The following is a 17,945-nucleotide window of genomic DNA, read 5'->3' as shown; positions in this document are numbered from 1 at the left end:
CAGCCCTTCCCGGGCCGCCGCCCGAGGGCAGGAAGCCCCGCGGCTGCGAAGGGGCGGGGCTTCAGCTCGTACGGGCCACTACGCGTCGACGCGCTTGGCGAACTCTACGAGTCCGGCGAAGGCCTGCGGCGCGAGTAGGAGGGTGGGTCCGTGGGGGTTCTTGCTGTCACGGACGGCCACGCTGTGCGAGGCGGTGAGGTCGGTGGCGACCTCGATGCAGTTGCCGCCGTTGTCGCTGTACGAAGACTTGATCCAGGCGCACACCTCGATGCAATCGCCGCCGTTGTTGCTGTAACTGGACTTGAACCAGCGGAGGTTGGGTTCGGCTGTCACGGAGTGCCCCTTCCTGCCTGCCCGATCACGGGTACAGATACCGCTACGCGTCGGCACGCTTGGCGAACTCCACGAGCCCGGTGAACGCGGCCGCCGTGAGTATGAGTGCGGGGCCGTTGGGGTTCTTGCTGTCGCGGACGGCCACACTGTGCGAGTCGGCGAGGCTGGTGGCGACCTCGATGCAGTCGCCGCCGTTGTTGCTGTACGAAGACTTGGTCCAGGCGCACACCTCGATGCAGTTGCCGCCATTGTTGCTGTACGAAGACTTGGTCCAGTGGAGGGAGTCGGTCGTGGTCACGGGTTGCCCTTTCGCGCCTCGTTGATCAGGTCCACCGACGCCGCCTGCGGCAGCGCTTCGGCCTGTAGCTGATGGTAGGCCGCCAGCAGGGGAAGCACGGTGGCCGTGTCCCGGTCGAAGTGGCCCCGCATCTGGGACTCCGCGTACGCGGTCACGGACAGGTCCGCCAACGTCAGCAAGTTCACCGGGAGATCGAACGGGCGGCGTTCCCCCATGCTGTACGGGGCGATCTGGAGCACGGTGTTCGGCAGCGCGGCGAACTCCACCAGCCGGTCGAGCTGGGCGTCCATGACCTCGGGGCCACCGATCGGCCTGCGGATGCAGCTCTCGTCCATCACCACCAGCATCGAGGGCGGGCGTGTCCGCACCAGCGCCTCTTGTCGCCTCGCGAGGAACGAGACGCGTTCATCGGCCTGTTCGGGTGTGATGGTGCCCCGCCGCACGGCGCTGTAGGCCAGCACCCGCGCGTACTCCGCGGTCTGGAGAAGCCCGGGCACGATCCCGATTTCGTACAGCCGGATCTCCACCGCCCGGCCCTCCAGCTCTACGTACTGCGGGAACCCCTCCAGCAGGCCGCCGTGCTTGATCTCGCGGTATTGCAGCTCAAACGCTTCGGCCGTGCCCTCTGTGCCGAGCGCCCTGTCCGCGCTGCGCGAGAAGCGGAGGGTTGGAGGCTTGCGCCCAGTTTCAACTGCCGAGATGTGCACGCTGGAATAGTCCGTGCGCTCGGCAAGGTCCTCCTGAGTCCAGCCACGCGCCTCCCGCAAACTGCGTAGGCGCGCCCCGTAAGCCGCCTGAGGAGACGCGTCCGGATTCAAGTCCTTGCGATTCAAAGGCAGTTCACCAACCCTTCGTTCCATTCGGACAGGTTGAATGCTGCCCAAGTGTGGCCCACGCCGAACACTCCTGGTAGCGCTTTCGCTACAGAGAGGAGGGATCCGTGTCACTCGATGCGAGAGGCGGCTTCTGGCGACTCGCCCCGGACTGGGTCTCACGGGGCCCGTACGCACCACCCACCCCTGACGTACTCAGGGCAGCACTGACCGGACTGCAAGGACTGCAAAGGCGGTTGGAACCCATGACTTCTCCAGCGCGGCACGCGCCTCGGCTCGAATCCGTACCTCACCCCGGCTGCGGCACCTGTTCGGCCGCCAGTACCGCTCGCGCGCACGCGCACATGGCGGGCAACACCGCAGACGTGACCCAAGCCACCGACACCATCCGGCAGCACCCCCATAAGCGCGACGACGAGTGCTGAGCGCGGCCCGCGCTCGGGAGGGAGGGGCCAGCATGCTGAACCCAGCCGCATTGGACGTCGCGGACTTCACGAAACCACGGCCCGGCCGGGTCGACCCGAAAACCTGCCCCGTGTGCGCCCGGGTCAAGACGCTCGGGATCGAGGCCGCTGAAGTCGGCGACCCGGAGATGGTCGCCGATTGGGTACAACTCGCCTACGCACACGCGGAGTTGGGGCACCCTTGGGACCACCGCTGGCCGGGGCGAGCGATCAGGAACCCGCGATCGGCCGGGGTCCGCTCAGCCCCAGGTGCGGGAGCACAGGACCAGGCGGTAGCCGTCCGGGTCGGCGAGGGTGACGCCGTACTCGTCCCAGTACGGGTTGTGCGCGGGGACGCGGGTTCCGCCGGCCGCGACGAGGCGGTCGACCAGGGCGTCGTCCACGGGGGTGCCGAGGTAGACCACGAAGAGGTCGTCCACGGTCGGGGTCGGCTCCAGCGGGTGCTCGGGGTCGTTGGTCAGCTCGAAGTGCCAGGAGCCGCCGGACGGGCCGACCATCACGAGGTCGTGCTCGCCGGAGACGCGCTCGGTGGTGCGCCACAGGACGTCCAGGCCGAGGCCGTCGACATAGAAGTGCTCGGCGGCGACGAGGTCCCGCGAGGGCCGGGCCACCCGGACGTGGGTCGCGGCATCGATCATGCGGACGCCTCCAGGGCGGCGCGCCAGGCGGGGCTGTCGCAGTAGTGGTTGTCGAACCGCTCGGCGGACTCGGCGATCTCCTTCGGGTCGGCCTCGCCGCGCATGACCCGGCCGAGCAGGCGCAGATAGTCGAAGCGGCCCATGCCCGGGGTGAACACGAACAGGACGTCGGCCTCGCAGCCGGGCGCGGCGGCGAAGGCGTGCGGGGTGTGCGGCGGCACGGCCAGGAAGTCGCCGGCCTCCAGGACGGTGACCTCCTCGCCCACCAGCACCTGGAGGGACCCGCTGATCACGAAGAACAGCTCGCTCGCCTTGGTGTGGAAGTGGGCGGGCGCCCCCACGGCCCCCTTGGCGAAGGTGGACCGGTAGGTGGTGAAGCCGTCGGCCGTACGGTCCGAGTCGGCGAGCAGCGTCATGACGCTGCTGGGGTCCGCACAGGTCTCGGCGTCGCCGCGGCGGGTGAGCACGGGCTGGAACGGCGGGGTGGTCCGGGCGGCCTGGGAGGTCGTTTCCTGGGTCATGCCCCGACTTTACGATCTTGAACGGCTCTATGAACAGGCCAATTTGGCGCGTTTGAGGTGGGCCAATCTGGAGGTGCGGCCTCCGTTCCTTGAGGGGTGGCACTGCGGCACCTCCTGGGCTGTGCCCCGACTCCCCTGACCCTTCGGCGTGCGGGCCGTGGGTGGTTCTTTGCGCAGTTCCCCGCGCCCCTGGCGGGGTTGGTGCTGGCCCGCACCGGGCATTTCAGCCCGTCCGGCGTTTGAGGACGAGCGCCCTTAAGGCGCGAACGGGGTCTGGGGCGGAGCCCCAGGAGCACTTTCACCCCCGGAGGGTCTAGGGAAGGGGCGGGGTGGGGAAAAGGTCCCCCCGGAACGGGACTTTGGCGGGGCCGCACCCGCCCCCCACCGCGTTAGCGTGAGGAACGCCGGGGTGCCACGACACCACCCCGGCGCCCACTCTCTCCCCCCCCGGACGGGAGGTCGTCGCGAACATGCTGGTCGTCGCCGTGCACGGCAGCCCCGCCCCCGAGGCAGCCACCACCATCGGCCGCCTCGTACGGGCACTGGCCGTACCCACCCTCGTAGGGCACCTGGACGGGCAGCGGCCGTCCCTCGCCGACGTCCTCGCCAGGAACCCCGGGGCCACCGTCGTGCCCCTCCTCCTCGGCGACGGCTACCACCGCCGCGTGGACATCCCCGCCATCGCCCGCCGCTTCCGCTGCACCGTCACCGACGGGCTCGCGGGAGAGCCGGACGTCGCCCGCGCCGTACACGTGCGGCTGCTCGCGGCAGGCGGCCCCGGGGACGCCATCGTCGTCGCGGGCGCCGGTTCGACCCGCCCGCACGGAAATGACGGAACCCGCGCCGTCGTACGGGAGTTGAGCGCCGCGCACCCCGACATCCCCGTACTCGACGCGTACTGCGGCGCCGCATCGCCGACCGTCCCCGAGCGCGTGGCCCAGCTGGAGAACGCGGGCCACCGGCGGATCACCATCGCCGCCCACCTCCTCGCCCCCGGCCGCTTCACCCGCGCCCTGGACGCGCTGGCCGCCGCGACCCCCGGCGTGCACGCCGTGTCCGCGCCGATCGCCGACCACCCGCTCCTCGCCCGCCTTGTGCTGAACCGGTACGAATCCATGCGGCCGGAAGTGTTGGCCGCCTAGCGCACCGGGCCGTCTGGTGTGCTGTGCGCATGCCACGCATGACCGCACGCAGCCGCCACGAGGCACACCGCGCCTCGACGCCGCTGGAGCTGTTCTTCGACCTCTGTTTCGTCGTCGCCGTCGCCCAGGCCGGCGCCCGCCTCGTCCACGCGCTCGCGGAGGGGCACGTGGGCACGGGGCTCGCGGGATACGCAGCCGTGTTCTTCGCGATCTGGTGGGCGTGGATGAACTTCACGTGGTTCGCCTCGGCGTACGACACCGACGACGCCCTGTACCGGGTCGTGACGCTCGTGCAGATCACCGGCGTGCTGATCCTGGCGGCGGGCGTGCCGCGCGCGTTCGACGACGGCGACTTCACGATCAGCGTCATCGGCTACATCGTGATGCGGCTCGCGCTGACCAGCCAGTGGCTGCGGGCCGCCGCGAGCAGCCGGGACCCGGCCGAACGCCAGGTGTGCCTGCGGTACGCGGCCGGGCTCGTGGTGTGCCAGCTCGGCTGGGTCGGCATGCTGTTCGTCCCGGACTCCGCCCGCACCTGGGTGTTCCCGCTGCTCGCCCTGGCCGAACTGTCCGTCCCCGTGCTCGCCGAACTCCGCCACACCACGAGCTGGCATCCGCACCACATTGCCGAGCGGTACGGCCTTTTCACGCTGATCGTGCTCGGCGAGACGGTGTCGGCGGCCACCATCGCCGTACAGGAGGCCCTCGACGAGCACGACGAGCTCGGCGATCTGCTGCCGCTCGCGGCGGGCGGGCTGCTCATCGTGTTCGCCGCGTGGTGGATCTACTTCGCGGTGCCCATCCACGACCACCTCACCTCCAACCGGCAGGCGTTCCTGTGGGGTTACGGGCATTACGTGGTGCTCGCGTCGGCGGCGGCGATCGGGGCGGGGATGGAGGTCGCGATCGAGCAGACCGTCGGCAAGGCACACATCTCGGCGATCGCGGCGGCCTCCGCGGTGACGGTGCCGGCGGCGTTGTTCATGCTGACGGTGTGGGGGCTGCACTCCCGCCACTTCAAGCGGGGCCCTGCGCAGCAACTTACCTTGCCTGTCTCGGCGTTGGTGATCCTCGGGTGTACGTTCGCGGGGCGGACGGGGGTGCCGCTGGCCGGGGCGGTGGCGGCGGTGACCGTCGCGGTCGGCTGGACGCTGAGCCACCGCCGGGCGGAGGCTTGACCCGGGGGCTTTCCCCCACCCCGCCCCTTCCCGCTGCGACACTCTGCGGCTCCGCCGCGTGGCCTCCGGGGGTGTGGATGCGCTGAACCGGACTCCTGGGGCTCCGCCCCAGACCCCGTTCGCGCCTGAAGGGCGCTCGTCCTCAAACGCCGGACGGGCTGAAGATGCCGGTCCTGGCCAGCATCGACCCTGCTAGGGGCGCGGGGAACTGCGCGACCAGCCACCCCCGACCCGCACTCACCACCCCACCCCCACCCCGTCAGCTGCCGCGGTGGCCCAACTGCCGTGGTAGGGAGGGGGCTATGAACAATTCCCTCACCGATGTGGCCGGGTTCCTCGTCGGGCACGCGGCCGTGCCCGGACCGAACGCACTGAGCGGCACGACCGTCGTGCTCGCCCCGCCCGGCGGCGCGGTCGCCGCCGTCGCCGTGCGCGGCGGCGGCCCTGGCACCCGGGAGACCGACGCGCTCGACCCGAAGAACGTCGTCGAGCGCATCGACGCCGTCGTGCTGACCGGCGGCAGCGCGTACGGGCTCGACGCGGCGGCCGGGGTGATGGCCTGGCTGGAGGAGCAGCGGCGCGGGGTGCGGGTGGGGCCCGAGCCGCACCAGGTGGTCCCGGTCGTGCCCGCGGCCTGCCTGTTCGACCTGGGGCGCGGCGGCGACTGGCGGGCCAGGCCCGACGCGGCGGTGGGCCGGGCGGCCGTCGAGGCGGCCGCGTCCGCCGGGAGCGAGGTGGCGGAAGGCAACGTGGGGGCCGGGACCGGCGCCGTGGTCGGCGGCCTCAAGGGCGGCGTCGGCACCGCGAGCGTCACCCTCGCCTCCGGGGCGACAGTGGCCGCCCTCGCCGTCGTCAACGCCGTCGGCTCCCCCGTCGACCCCCACAACGGCGCCTTGTACGGAGAGTACGGAGATGTTCCAGTTCCTCAACTCCCCTCCCCTGAACAGCACTTGGGCGCCCAGGCGCGGCTCGCCGCGGCCCGCACCGCGATGCCGCCGCTCAACACCACCCTCGCCGTCGTCGCCACCGACGCCCGGCTGACCCGGCCGCAGGCGCAGAAGCTCGCCGGGACCTCCCACGACGGGCTCGCCCGCGCCATTCGCCCCGTACACCTGATGCACGACGGGGACACGATCTTCGCCCTCGCCACCGGATCGCATGGTTCCGGCACAGTGGGCCCCCTCGGCCCCGAGGAGTTGAACCACGTCCTGGCCGCCGGGGCCGACGTCGTCGCGCGGGCGATCGTGCGGGGCGTGCGGGCCGCCCAGAGCATCGAGGGGCCCGGGGGGACTTTCCCCTCTTATGGGGATCTGTACGGGAGTTGAGCCTCCCGAGAGCCCCGATTGTGACCGCCGTCACTGTCGGGGCTCGCAACCATTGGGCCATTTGGGTTCTCTATGTCCGTACTGGATTCATTTCGCAGGACACCACGCAGACATGGAGCAGCCCGTGACACCGCCGGCGTCGGACAACGCAGCGCAGCCTCAGCAGTTCAGCAGCACCCCGCGCCCCGCGCGTCCGCTCGCCCGGCGTCGGGTCAGGATCGTCGCGGGGGCCACGGGCCTCCTGGTCGGCGCGCTCGCGCTGACCGCCTGCGGCGGCGACGCGAAGGCGAACGACGACGCCAAGGGCGGCAAGGGCGCGGACGCCTCGGCCGCCAAGGACGCCTCGACGCTGAAGATCACCATCTCGGCGAAGAACGGCTCCACCAACGCCTCCATCAACGACGTCTCGGTCAAGGCCGAGGGCGGCAAGCTGTCCGACGTGACGATGACCGAGGTGCAGGGCGGCAAGGCCGTGCCCGGCACGCTCGCCGCCGACGGGCTCTCCTGGAAGCCGACCGGAAAGGTCGAGCGCGGCACCCAGTACCGGATCACCGCCAACGGCAAGGACGACAAGGGCCGGGCCGCGACGGAGAACTCGCAGTTCTCCACCGTGTCGGCCAAGGACAGCTTCATCGCCAACTACACCCCTGACGACGGCTCCACGGTCGGCGTCGGCATGCCGGTGTCCTTCGACTTCAACAAGGAGATCACCAACAAGAAGGACGTCCTCTCGCACATCACGGTGACCAGCAGCAGCGGGCAGCAGGTCGTCGGGCACTGGTTCAACTCGCAGCGTCTGGACTTCCGGCCCGAGCAGTACTGGAAGGCCGGCTCCAAGGTCACCATGAAGATCGACCTGGACAAGGTCGAGGGAGCCAAGGGCGTCTACGGCGTGCAGTCGAAGGAAGTCACCTTCACCATCGGCCGCAACCAGGTCTCCACCGTCGACGTGAAGACGCAGGAGATGACCGTCCAGGAGGACGGCAAGACCATCAAGACGATTCCGGTGTCGACCGGAAGCTCCGAACACCCCACCTACAACGGGCAGATGGTGATCTCCGAGAAGTTCACGCAGACCCGCATGAACGGTGACAGCGTGGGCTTCGGCGGCGAGTACGACATCAAGGACGTGCCGCACGCGATGCGCCTGTCCACCTCGGGCACCTTCATCCACGGCAACTACTGGGGCGACCCTTCGGTGTTCGGCAACGAGGGCACCAGCCACGGCTGCGTCGGCATGAAGGACGTGAAGGGCGCCTCCGGCGACACTCCGGCCAAGTGGATGTTCGACCACAGCCTCATCGGTGACGTGGTCGTCGTGAAGGGCTCGCCCGACAAGACGATCGCCCCGGAGAACGGCCTGAACGGCTGGAACATGCCGTGGGCTCAGTGGACCGCGGACAGCGCCTCCTGACCAACTCACCTTCTCCGCAAGAGACTTGACCGGCCGGTAACCCTTTGACGGGGTGCCGGCCGGAAAAGTTTCGGCCATGCCCGCTGCGCAATCCGCCCTCAGGGGCTACGTTGAGCACCTTCTACGTGACCAACAGCGACGGCCAGGAGAAGCCTTGGTGCTCCATGTGCCCCACCCGCTCGACGGCGAGCGCGGCCCCGGTGACGACTCGGCCCAGGAACAGCTGGCCGCACTCCTGGGGCGGGCCCTGAACTCCTTCGACCTGCCGGACGAGCTCGTCGAGCGCCTCGCCCTGGCGATGGCGCACACCACTTCGCTGCACTCCTCGCTGCACACTTCGGCGGCGGGCCCCGGCGGCCACCGCCTGAGCCGCGAGACGTACCGGCACTGCTATCTGCTCCTGGACGGCACCACCGTCACCCTGTGGGAACTGGCCCACCACGACGGCCGCGAGTACGCGCACGAGGTGTACGCGGCCGAGGAGGACGCCCGTATCGCCGCCGCCCGGCTGCGCCGCAGGGCCCTTCCCCACGAGCCCCCTCACCCGGACGAAGAACTCGGCGCGCTGGAGGCCGAGTTGAGCGGATACGGGGGCGGCGCCAGCGGCCCGCTCCAGGACTTCGAGGACTGCTGGGAGGCCGGCTTCGGCCCCGACTCCCTCGCCGAGCGGGACGGTGCCGCGCCGCGCCCCCACCCGTACGCCCCGGACGACTCCGCCGACCATGCGCGCCGGCTCCTTCGCCGCGCCGAGAACCCGGACCGGCCGGGCGAGCGGACGGCGCTGAGGCTGCGGGCCGCGCACGCGCACCGGATCACCCAGGCCTTCGGCAGCCGCTGCCGCACGCCCGGCCGGGATGCCGCGTTCACGCTGTACGAGCACGCGTTCCTGCTGCTCGACGGCGGCGAGCTGAGCCTGTGGGAGGTCGAGCACACGGCGACTCCGGACGGCCGCCACATGTGCGAGGTGTACGCGACCGAACAGGCGGCCAGGGCCGCCATGGAGCGCCGCGCACACGTGAGTTGAGGGCCGCGCGGGCCCCCAGCTCACCTCGGGCCGTACGTTCCGGCCGTACGTTCAGGAACTGCGCGGATCGAGCTGGCGGATCAGGCCCGCGAAGGCGGCCCGCTCCGCCTCGGTGAGCGCCACCTTCTCCTGGGCGGGCGGCCCGGCCTGCCGGCCCACCGCGCGCAGGGTGCGCAGCGCATGCCACTCGGCCCGGTCGGCGCGCTCCCGGCGCAGTATGCGGACCAGGCCGACGACCCAGGCGACACTCGCCGCAGCGAGGACGGAGAGGCCTATCTGCTGAATGATCGTGATGTTCTGAGCCACGCGCCCCAGTAGACAACATGGGCCGGGACTTGTGGCAGGGAGATGCAGGGACTTTGGTCCTCAAGTGGTACATGTCACGCCATGACGGCCGAAGATGCCCGGCCCCGCGCCAGGGACCGGGCATATCGGGTCGAACCACTCAGGCGGCGACCGCCACCTTCTCCTCGTCGAGCGCCGGGACGGGGCTCTCGGGCTGCTGCTTGCGCAGTCCCTTGAGCAGGATGACCAGGCCGGCGCTGACCACCGTGCCCGCGGCGACGGCCAGGAGGTACAGGAAGGCGTTGCCGATCAGCGGCACCACGAAGATCCCGCCGTGCGGTGCCCGCAGGGTGCAGCCGAAGGCCATCGACAGGGCGCCGGTGACCGCGCCGCCCGCCATCGCGGAGGGGATGACCCGCAGCGGGTCGGCGGCGGCGAACGGGATCGCGCCCTCGGTGACGAACGACGCCCCGAGCACCCAGGCCGCCTTGCCGTTCTCGCGCTCGGCACGGGTGAACAGGCGGCCCCGTACGGTGGTGGCCAGGGCCATCGCCAGCGGCGGGACCATGCCCGCGGCCATCACGGCCGCCATCACCTTGAAGCTGCCGTCGCTCCCCTCGGCGAGCCCGCCGACCGCGAAGGTGTAGCTGACTTTGTTGAGCGGGCCGCCCAGGTCGAAGCACATCATCAGGCCCAGGATCACGCCGAGGACGATCACGTTGGCGCCGCCCAGGCCGTTGAGCCAACCGGTCAGCGCGGACTGGAGCTTGGAGATCGGTTCGCCTATGACCAGGAACATCAGGAAGCCGACGACCGCCGAGGAGATCAGCGGGATCACCACCACCGGCATGATGCCGCGTAGTGGTGCCGGGATCCTGGCTTTCTGGATCGCCATGACCACGGCGCCCGCGATCAGACCGGCCGCCAGGCCTCCGAGGAAGCCCGCCTTGATGTCGAGGGCGATCGCGCCGCCGACGAAGCCGGGCACCAGGCCCGGCCGGTCGGCCATTCCGTACGCGATGTAGCCGGCCAGGACCGGGACGAGGAACTTGAAGGCGACGCCGCCGACCTGGAAGAGCAGCGCGGCCCAGCTGCCGCTGTCGGTCCACAGGAAGTGGTCCGTGACCAAGGGCGCGTCGCTGACCTTGTAGCCGCCGATGGCGAAGCCGAGCGCGATGAGCAGGCCGCCCGCCGCGACGAACGGCACCATGTAGCTGACGCCCGACATCAGCCACTTGCGCAGCTTGGTGCCGTAGCCCTCGCCCGGCTCGCCCGCCGCCTCCACCGGGGACGGCTTGGCGCCCGCCTCGGTGATCTCGCCGCGGGCCGCCTTGTCGCGGACTTCCGCGATCAGTTCGCCGGGGCGGTTGACGCCCGCCTTCACGCCGACGTCCACGGTGGGCTTCCCGGCGAAGCGCTCCTTGTCCCGTACGGGCACGTCGTGCGCGAAGATCACGCCGTCGGCGGCTTCGATGACGGCCGGGTCGAGGCGGGTGAACCCGGACGAGCCCTGCGTCTCGACGGCGATCTCGACGCCCTCGGCCCGCCCGGCCCGCTCCAGGGACTCCGCCGCCATGTAGGTGTGGGCGATGCCGGTGGGGCAGGAGGTGACGGCCACGATCCGGAAGGGCTCGGTTTCGTGCGGCTGGGACTCGGGCTCCGGGACCTGTTCGGCCTGCGGCTCGGGCGCCGCCTCCTCGCCGCCGATCAGCGCCGCCGCCTCCCCCGCCGTCGTCGCCGCCCGCAGCGCCGCCGTGAACCCGTCGTCCATCAGCTGGCGGGCCAGGGAGGACAGGATCGAGAGGTGGGCGTCGTCCGCGCCCGCCGGGGCCGCGATGAGGAAGATCAGGTCGGCCGGGCCGTCCGGCGCGCCGAAGTCGATCCCGGCGGCGCTGCGCCCGAAGGCGAGGGTCGGCTCGGTGACGTGGGCGCTGCGGCAGTGCGGGATGCCGATGCCGCCGTCGAGGCCGGTCGGCATCTGGGCCTCGCGGGCCGCCACGTCGGCGAGGAAGCCGTCGAGATCGGTGACGCGGCCGAGGGCGGCCATCCGCTCGGCGAGCGCACGGGCGGCGGCTTCCTTGGAGTCGGCGGCCAGGTCGAGGTGGAGGTCGACCAGTTCCGCGGTGATCATCTGGCTCATCGCGGGCTCCTTTGCAGGCGGTGAGGGGCGGGGGCGGGGGTCATGACGCCGGTTCCGTCAGGCGGCGGTCCAGCGGGACGGCGTCGGTGACGGTGACGGTGACGGCTGCCGGGTCGAGGTCGCCGGGGGCCGGCATCACGCTGCCGGGGAGCTGCACGGCGGCCGCGCCGTGGGCGACGGCGGCGGCGAGCGCCCGGGGGCCTTCGCCGCCGGCCGCGAGGAACCCGGCGAGCGAGGCGTCACCGGCTCCCACGTTGCTGCGTACGGTCGCGACGGGCGCGGAGGCGAAGTACGTCCCCGAGGCCGTGACCAGGAGCTGGCCGTCGGCGCCGAGGCTGGCGAGGACGGCTCCCGCCCCCATCTCCCGTACTTCCTCGGCCGCCTTGACCGCGTCGCCGACGGTGGCGAGGGGGCGGCCGACGGCCTGGGCGAGTTCCTCGGCGTTGGGCTTGACCACGTCGGGGCGTTCGCGCAGCGCGGCGATGAGGGAGGGGCCCGAGGTGTCGAGGGCGACCTTGGCTCCGGCGGCGTGCGCGCGGGCGACGAGGTCGGCGTACCACTGGGGTGCCAGGCCCCGCGGGAGGCTGCCGCAGCAGGCGATCCAGTCGGCACGGCCGGAGTGCTTGCGGACGGTGTCGAGCAGCAACTCGCTCTCGGCGGCGGTCAGTCGGGGCCCCGGCGCATTGATCTTGGTGAGGGTGCCGTCGGGTTCGGCGACCGAGATGTTGGAGCGGGTGTGGCCCGCGACGGGGACGGGGGCGACCTCGATGCCCTCGGCGCCGAGGAGTTCGGCGACCAGGGCGCCGGGGGCGCCGCCGAGCGGCAGGACGGCGAGGGTGCGGTGCCCGGCGGCGGCGACGGCGCGGGAGACGTTGACGCCCTTGCCGCCGGGGTCGACGCGCTCGCCGGTGGCGCGAAGGACTTCGCCGCGGGCGAGGCCGGGGACCTCGTAGGTGCGGTCGAGGCTGGGGTTGGGGGTGACGGTGAGGATGTTCATACGGTGATCACGTCCGTGCCGGCGGCTTCGATGGCGGCGAGGTCGTCGGGGGCGATCCCGCGGTCGGTGATGAGCAGGTCGACGTCGGCGATGTCGCCGAAGCGGGCGAAGTGTTCCTGGCCGTGCTTGGCGGAGTCGGCGAGCAGCACCACGCGCCGGGCGGCGCCGATCGCGGCCCGCTTGACGGCGGCCTCGGCGAGGTCGGGGGTGGTGAGGCCGTGGGCGGCGGAGAACCCGTTGGTGCCGAGGAAGGCGACGTCGGCGCGGATCTCGCCGTAGGCGCGCAGCGCCCAGGCGTCGACGGCGGCCCGGGTGCGATGGCGGACCCGGCCGCCGACGAGGTGGAGGTCGATGGCGGGGTGGTCGGCGAGCCGGGCGGCGACGGGCAGGGCGTGGGTGACGAGGGTGAGCCCGCTGTCCAGGGGCAGCTCGGCGGCCAGGCGCGCGATGGTGGATCCGGCGTCGAGGATGACGCTGCCCTCGGCGGGCAGTTCGGCGAGTGCGGCCCGCGCGATGCGGTCCTTCTCGTCGGCGGCGGTGGACTCGCGCTCGGCGAGGTCGGGCTCGAAGTCGAGCCGCCCGGCCGGGATGGCCCCGCCGTGCACGCGGCGCACCAGACCGGCCCGGTCGAGGGCCTTCAGATCGCGCCGTACGGTCTCGGCGGTGACCTGGAAGGTCTCGGCGAGCGAGAGCACGTCCACGCGCCCGCTCTCCCGCGCGATCCGCAGGATCTCCTGCTGCCGCTCCGGTGCATACATGTCTGTTTACGTCCGTTTCCGTGCCCGAACCTGCGGTTACACCGCCAGGTTACGGCCGCACCTCCCGGAAGTAAATCGATTCGGGCATCCTGCGGACACAAACGGACTTTGGTCCCGGTGGCCGGGAGCCGCCCGGCCCGGCCCCGGACAGGCCGACGGCCCCGCACCTCGGAAGGTGCGGGGCCATCGCGCGAGGGGGGCGGGCTCAGCCGACCGGCTGCGTGTCCTTCGCCAGGTCGAGGAGCCCGGCCTCGTCCACCGCGCCTTCGACGTGCTGCTGCGGCTTGGCGGGCAGCGCGAACATGACCAGGAAGATCACCGCGAGGACCCCGGCGACGTACCAGAGCGAGTGCTGGAAGCCGTCCACGAAGGCCCGGTTCAGCTGCGGCGGTACGAGGTCGTCGCCGATCGAACCGAAGAAGACGACGGAGACCAGGCCGAGGCCGAGCGCGTTGCCCATCTGCTGCACGGTGTTGATGAGCCCGGACGCGGAACCCGAGTGCTCCTTGGGAACGTCGGAGAGCACCGCGTCGGTGAGCGGGGCCACGATCAGGCCCATGCCGAGACCCATCACGACCAGCGGGAGCGCCATCTGCCAGGAGGCGATGCCCATGCCGTAGCGGTCGGCCTCCCAGATGTAGATGAGCAGCCCGGCGACCATCGTCAGGGCGCCCGCCTGGAGGACCTTGCGGCCGAAGCGCGGGACGAGCTTCTGCACGGACATGCCGGCCGCGACCGACACCGCGATCGAGAACGGCACGCCGGTCAGGCCCGCGCGCAGGGCGCTCCAGCCGAGGCCGATCTGCATGTAGAGCGTCCACACGAGGAAGAAGATGCCGAGGGCGACACCGAAGGTGGCCTGCACGGCGATGCCCGCCGCGAAGCTCTTCACCTTGAACAGGGACAGCTCTATGAGCGGGGAGCCGTCGCGCCGCGCCTTCATCCGCTCGTACGCGATGAGACCGGCGAAGACCAGGACGCTGCCGGCCATCGAGAGGTGGCCCCACAGCGGCCAGCCGAGCTCACGGCCGCGGGTCAGCGGGTAGAGCAGCATGAGCAGGCCGAGGGTCACCAGGACCATGCCGACGAGGTCGAGCTTGAGGGCCTTGGGGGCCTTGGACTCGCCGATGAACTTGATGCCGAGGATCAGGCCCGCGATGCCGACCGGCAGGTTGATCAGGAAGATCGGGCGCCATTCGAGACCGAACAGGTTCCACTCGGTGAGCAGCGCGCCGAGCAGCGGCCCGGAGACCGCGCCGAGGCCGACGACCGCGCCGAACAGGCCGAAGACCTTGCCGCGCTCGTGCGCGGGGAAGGTGGCGTGGACGATCGAGAGGACCTGCGGCACCATCATGGCGGCCATCGCGCCCTGGAGGATGCGGGAGGCGACCAGCATTTCCGGGTTTGCGGCGAAGCCGCACAGCGCGGAGGCGAGCGTGAAGCCGCCGATGCCGATCAGGAAGAGCTTCTTGCGGCCGTGGATGTCACCGAGGCGGCCGCCGGTGATCAGGCCCGCGGCGAACGCGAGGGCGTAGCCGGCCGTTATCCACTGGATCGAGGAGAAGCTCGCCCCGGTGTCCTTCTGGATGGACGGAATGGCGATGTTGACGATCGTGACGTCGACCAGGTCCATGAAGGCCGCGGTCATCACGATGGCCAGGGCGAACCACCGGCGGCGGTCTGCTGCGGCGGTGGCCGCGGACTCTGGGGTGGTGCTACTGGTCGTGGTGGAGGTCATGAGAAGAAAGTTAGACCCCCTATAGGTCAAAGCGTGTCCTCTTTGGCCGGGCATCCTGGATGACATGACCGATACCCCGGCACGGCTGCTGCAACTGCTCTCCCTGCTCCAGACCCCGCGCGAGTGGCCCGGCGGCGAGCTCGCCGACCGGCTCGGGGTGTCGCGGCGCACGGTGCGGCGCGACATCGACCGGCTGCGCGAGCTCGGCTATCCGGTGCAGGCGGCGCGCGGCGCCGAGGGCGGCTACCGGCTGGTCGCGGGCAAGGCGATGCCGCCGCTGGTCCTGGACGACGAGGAGGCGGTGGCCATCGCGGTCGGCCTGCGCGCGGGCGCGGGCCACGCGGTGGACGGCGTGGACGAGGCCTCGGTCCGGGCCCTGGCGAAGCTGGAGCAGGTCCTGCCCTCGCGCCTGCGCCACCGCGTCGCGAGCCTCCAGGCGGCGACGATGCCGCTGGCCGGGCCCTGGCGCGGCGACGGCGCCACCGTCGACCCGCGCACCCTGACCACGCTCGCCTCCGCCGTCACCGGCCAGGAACGCCTCCGCTTCGACTACGTCTCCGGCGACGGCACGGCCACCAAGCGCCTGGTCGAGCCGTACCGCCTGGTGTCGACGGGGCGCCGGTGGTACCTGGTGGCGTACGACGTGGAGCGCGGCGACTGGCGTACGTTCCGGGTCGACCGGGTCGCCGAGCCGTTCGCGACCGGCGCCCGGTTCGCGCCGCGCGAGCTGCCCGAGGCGAACGCGGCCGAGTTCGTGCGCAACTCGATGAACAGGCTGCAGCCCGTCCTGGACGTCGACGTCACCTTCGAGGCGCCCGCCGACTTCGTGACCGCCCGGCTGCCCTCTTCGATGGGCGCGCCCGAGCCGCTGGACGGCGGGCGCTGCCGGCTGCGTACCTCGTGCACCGACTCGCTGGAGTGGGTGGCGCTGCGCCTGGCCCTGGTGGACTGCGAGTTCACCGTCAACGGGCCGCAGGCGATGACCGGTTACCTGCGCGACCTGGGCGAGCGCCTCACGCGGGCGACCTCGCCCGGACCGGGGGAATGAGAGGAATGAGAGGGGCCCCGACACCAGGGGGGGAGAGGTGCCGGGGCCGGGAGCCCACGGCACCAGGGGGGGGAAGGTGCCGGAGCTCGTCTTGGGGGGGCGGGGCCTAGGCCGCCGCGTCGAAGCCCGTGTCGCGGGCCATCTTCTTCAGTTCGAGCAGGGCGTGCTTCTCGATCTGACGAATCCTCTCGCGGGTCAGACCGTGCTCCTTGCCCACTTCTGTCAGCGTACGCTCACGGCCGTCGTCGATGCCGTAGCGCATCTTGATGATGGAGGCGGTGCGCTCGTCGAGCTTGCAGATCAGGTCGTCCAGCTCCTCGCTGCGCAGCAGCGTGAGCACGGACTGCTCGGGGGAGACGGCGGAGGTGTCTTCGAGCAGGTCACCGAACTGGGTCTCGCCCTGGTCGTCGACCGGCATGTTCAGCGAGACCGGGTCGCGCGCCCAGTCCAGGACGTCACCGACGCGCTCGGGCGTGGTGCCCAGCTCGGCGGCGATCTCCGTGTGCTCGGGGTCGCGCCCGTTCTCCCGGTTGAACTCGCGCTGGACCCGGCGGATGCGGCCCAGCTCCTCCACCAGGTGGACGGGCAGGCGGATGGTGCGGGACTGGTCGGCGATGGAGCGGGTGATGGCCTGGCGGATCCACCAGGTCGCGTACGTGGAGAACTTGAAGCCCTTGGCGTAGTCGAACTTCTCGACCGCGCGCACCAGGCCGGCGTTGCCCTCCTGGATGAGGTCGAGCAGCGGCAGACCGGCCCTCGGGTAGCGGCGGGCGACGGCCACGACAAGGCGGAGGTTGGACCGGATAAAGAGGTCCTTGGCGCGCTCACCGGCGGCGTACAGCGCCTCCAGCTCCTCGCGCGAAGCGCCCCCTGCCTTGCTCTCCACCTCTCCGTCGAGGATCTGGCGTGCGTACACGCCTGCCTCGATGGTCTGCGAGAGCTCGACCTCCTTGGCGGCGTCGAGCAGCGGCGTACGCGCGATTTCGTCGAGGTACATACCGACCAGGTCACGGTCGGCGATCTCACCGCTGACTGCGCGGACCCTGCTTCCCGACTCCGAACCGCCAGAGGCGGACTGTCGGCGGGCGACGGCGCGGGTTGCCATGCGTGCTCCCTTACTGAGTGGGTCGCGACACCCTCCCGGGTGCCCTGCATCCGATGGAAACAACGGCTGGAATCCGGACAGAATTCCCGTCCCGCCCATCGATTTTCGTGATCATGCAGTACCCTGTGCCGCCACGGGAGGGGTTCAGGTGCCGCAGGAACGTACAGAGGTGCAGGTCAGGCCTGGCGTGGAGGCCGATCTGGGGGCCCTCACGGACATTTACAACCACTTCATCCGTGAGACCGCCATCACATTCGACACGGCCGCCTTCACCACCGAACAGCGCCGTCCGTGGCTGCACTCCCACCCTGAAGACGGCCCGCACCGCCTTCTGGTTGCTCACGATGACCGTTTTGTCGGCCGGGACGGCATTCTGGGCTACGCGACGAGCAGCCCGTTCCGCCCGAAGCCCGCGTACGCGACCTCCGTGGAGGTCAGCGTGTACTGCGCGCCGGAGGCGACCGGCCGGGGCGTGGGCACGCTCCTGTACCGCTCCCTCTTCGAGGCGCTCGCGGGCGAGGACGTGCACCGGGCGTACGCCGGGGTCGCCCTGCCGAACGAGGCCTCCCTCCGGCTCCACGAACGCTTCGGCTTCACCCACGTCGGCACGTACCGGGAGGTGGGCCGCAAGTTCGGCCGCTACTGGGACGTGGCCTGGTACGAGAAGGAGCTCGGGGAGGCGTAGGGGGCCGAAGCGGCCGACT

The 17,945-nt window shown here is 71.3% G+C and carries 18 protein-coding genes; 7 read left to right on the top strand and 11 right to left on the bottom strand.

The features are described 5' to 3' along the window. Positions 1-78 precede the first annotated feature (78 nt). The 5 genes from ACSHXC_RS22760 to ACSHXC_RS22740 all read right to left on the bottom strand — a co-directional run bounded on the left by ACSHXC_RS22760 (position 79) and on the right by ACSHXC_RS22740 (position 3,087). A complete protein-coding gene (locus ACSHXC_RS22760; protein WP_438293360.1) occupies positions 79-333 on the bottom strand; it encodes a DUF397 domain-containing protein in 255 nt (84 codons plus the stop codon). 43 nt (positions 334-376) lie between these two features. Further along, entirely contained in the window at positions 377-631 is a 255-nt protein-coding gene (locus ACSHXC_RS22755; RefSeq protein WP_438293359.1) for a DUF397 domain-containing protein, read from the bottom strand. Then, complete coding sequence (locus ACSHXC_RS22750; protein WP_438293358.1) at positions 628-1,491, bottom strand: helix-turn-helix domain-containing protein; 864 nt, start codon at positions 1,489-1,491, stop codon at positions 628-630. Before ACSHXC_RS22750 ends, ACSHXC_RS22755 begins: the two co-directional genes overlap by 4 nt. A gap of 676 nt (positions 1,492-2,167) precedes the next feature. Further along, a complete protein-coding gene (locus ACSHXC_RS22745) occupies positions 2,168-2,566 on the bottom strand; it encodes a VOC family protein (protein WP_438293357.1) in 399 nt (132 codons plus the stop codon). Continuing rightward, positions 2,563-3,087, bottom strand: coding sequence for a cupin domain-containing protein (locus ACSHXC_RS22740; protein WP_438293356.1), 525 nt, complete (start codon positions 3,085-3,087; stop codon positions 2,563-2,565). Before ACSHXC_RS22740 ends, ACSHXC_RS22745 begins: the two co-directional genes overlap by 4 nt. Positions 3,088-3,557: 470 nt before the next feature. On the opposite strand from ACSHXC_RS22740, the gene ACSHXC_RS22735 reads away from it, so the two are divergent. The 5 genes from ACSHXC_RS22735 to ACSHXC_RS22715 all read left to right on the top strand — a co-directional run bounded on the left by ACSHXC_RS22735 (position 3,558) and on the right by ACSHXC_RS22715 (position 9,170). Then, positions 3,558-4,229 carry a sirohydrochlorin chelatase gene (locus tag ACSHXC_RS22735; protein WP_438293355.1) on the top strand — a complete coding sequence of 224 codons (672 nt, stop codon included), beginning with the start codon at positions 3,558-3,560 and terminating at the stop codon, positions 4,227-4,229. Positions 4,230-4,267: 38 nt separating this feature from the next. Beyond that, a complete protein-coding gene (locus ACSHXC_RS22730; protein WP_438293354.1) occupies positions 4,268-5,407 on the top strand; it encodes a low temperature requirement protein A in 1,140 nt (379 codons plus the stop codon). A 302-nt stretch (positions 5,408-5,709) separates the two neighbouring features. After that, positions 5,710-6,732 carry a P1 family peptidase gene (locus ACSHXC_RS22725; RefSeq protein ID WP_438293353.1) on the top strand — a complete coding sequence of 341 codons (1,023 nt, stop codon included), beginning with the start codon at positions 5,710-5,712 and terminating at the stop codon, positions 6,730-6,732. Positions 6,733-6,844: 112 nt separating this feature from the next. Then, a complete protein-coding gene (locus ACSHXC_RS22720) occupies positions 6,845-8,146 on the top strand; it encodes a L,D-transpeptidase (RefSeq protein ID WP_438293352.1) in 1,302 nt (433 codons plus the stop codon). Between the two features lie 166 nt (positions 8,147-8,312). After that, positions 8,313-9,170: a DUF6227 family protein gene (locus ACSHXC_RS22715; protein WP_438296758.1), complete on the top strand. Its 858-nt coding sequence runs from the start codon at positions 8,313-8,315 to the stop codon at positions 9,168-9,170. A gap of 51 nt (positions 9,171-9,221) precedes the next feature. Here the strand turns inward: ACSHXC_RS22715 and ACSHXC_RS22710 are convergent, their stop codons facing one another. The 5 genes from ACSHXC_RS22710 to ACSHXC_RS22690 all read right to left on the bottom strand — a co-directional run bounded on the left by ACSHXC_RS22710 (position 9,222) and on the right by ACSHXC_RS22690 (position 15,088). Continuing rightward, positions 9,222-9,476 (bottom strand): hypothetical protein, encoded by a 255-nt coding sequence (locus tag ACSHXC_RS22710; RefSeq protein WP_386153008.1) that lies wholly within the window; start codon positions 9,474-9,476, stop codon positions 9,222-9,224. Positions 9,477-9,615: 139 nt separating this feature from the next. Continuing rightward, positions 9,616-11,595 (bottom strand): PTS fructose transporter subunit IIABC, encoded by a 1,980-nt coding sequence (locus ACSHXC_RS22705; RefSeq protein ID WP_438293351.1) that lies wholly within the window; start codon positions 11,593-11,595, stop codon positions 9,616-9,618. 40 nt (positions 11,596-11,635) lie between these two features. Next, complete coding sequence (pfkB, locus tag ACSHXC_RS22700; protein ID WP_438293350.1) at positions 11,636-12,592, bottom strand: 1-phosphofructokinase; 957 nt, start codon at positions 12,590-12,592, stop codon at positions 11,636-11,638. Further along, positions 12,589-13,350, bottom strand: a complete 762-nt coding sequence (locus tag ACSHXC_RS22695) for a DeoR/GlpR family DNA-binding transcription regulator (protein WP_438293349.1) — start codon at positions 13,348-13,350, stop codon at positions 12,589-12,591. Before ACSHXC_RS22695 ends, pfkB begins: the two co-directional genes overlap by 4 nt. A gap of 205 nt (positions 13,351-13,555) precedes the next feature. Then, a complete protein-coding gene (locus ACSHXC_RS22690) occupies positions 13,556-15,088 on the bottom strand; it encodes an MFS transporter (protein WP_438293348.1) in 1,533 nt (510 codons plus the stop codon). A gap of 64 nt (positions 15,089-15,152) precedes the next feature. On the opposite strand from ACSHXC_RS22690, the gene ACSHXC_RS22685 reads away from it, so the two are divergent. After that, positions 15,153-16,136: a helix-turn-helix transcriptional regulator gene (locus ACSHXC_RS22685; RefSeq protein ID WP_438293347.1), complete on the top strand. Its 984-nt coding sequence runs from the start codon at positions 15,153-15,155 to the stop codon at positions 16,134-16,136. A 106-nt stretch (positions 16,137-16,242) separates the two neighbouring features. On the opposite strand, the gene ACSHXC_RS22680 is transcribed toward ACSHXC_RS22685, so the two are convergent. Beyond that, positions 16,243-17,241, bottom strand: coding sequence for a sigma-70 family RNA polymerase sigma factor (locus ACSHXC_RS22680; protein WP_438293346.1), 999 nt, complete (start codon positions 17,239-17,241; stop codon positions 16,243-16,245). Between the two features lie 148 nt (positions 17,242-17,389). On the opposite strand from ACSHXC_RS22680, the gene ACSHXC_RS22675 reads away from it, so the two are divergent. Continuing rightward, positions 17,390-17,926 (top strand): N-acetyltransferase family protein, encoded by a 537-nt coding sequence (locus ACSHXC_RS22675; RefSeq protein ID WP_438293345.1) that lies wholly within the window; start codon positions 17,390-17,392, stop codon positions 17,924-17,926. The last annotated feature ends 19 nt before the right edge of the window (positions 17,927-17,945 follow it).

The organism is Streptomyces sp. HUAS TT7, assembly GCF_051550175.1.
Classification (GTDB): Bacteria; Actinomycetota; Actinomycetes; order Streptomycetales; family Streptomycetaceae; genus Streptomyces.
The sequence above is the reverse complement of the archived record's forward strand: the minus strand, read 5'-3'. Positions and strand labels throughout refer to the sequence as shown.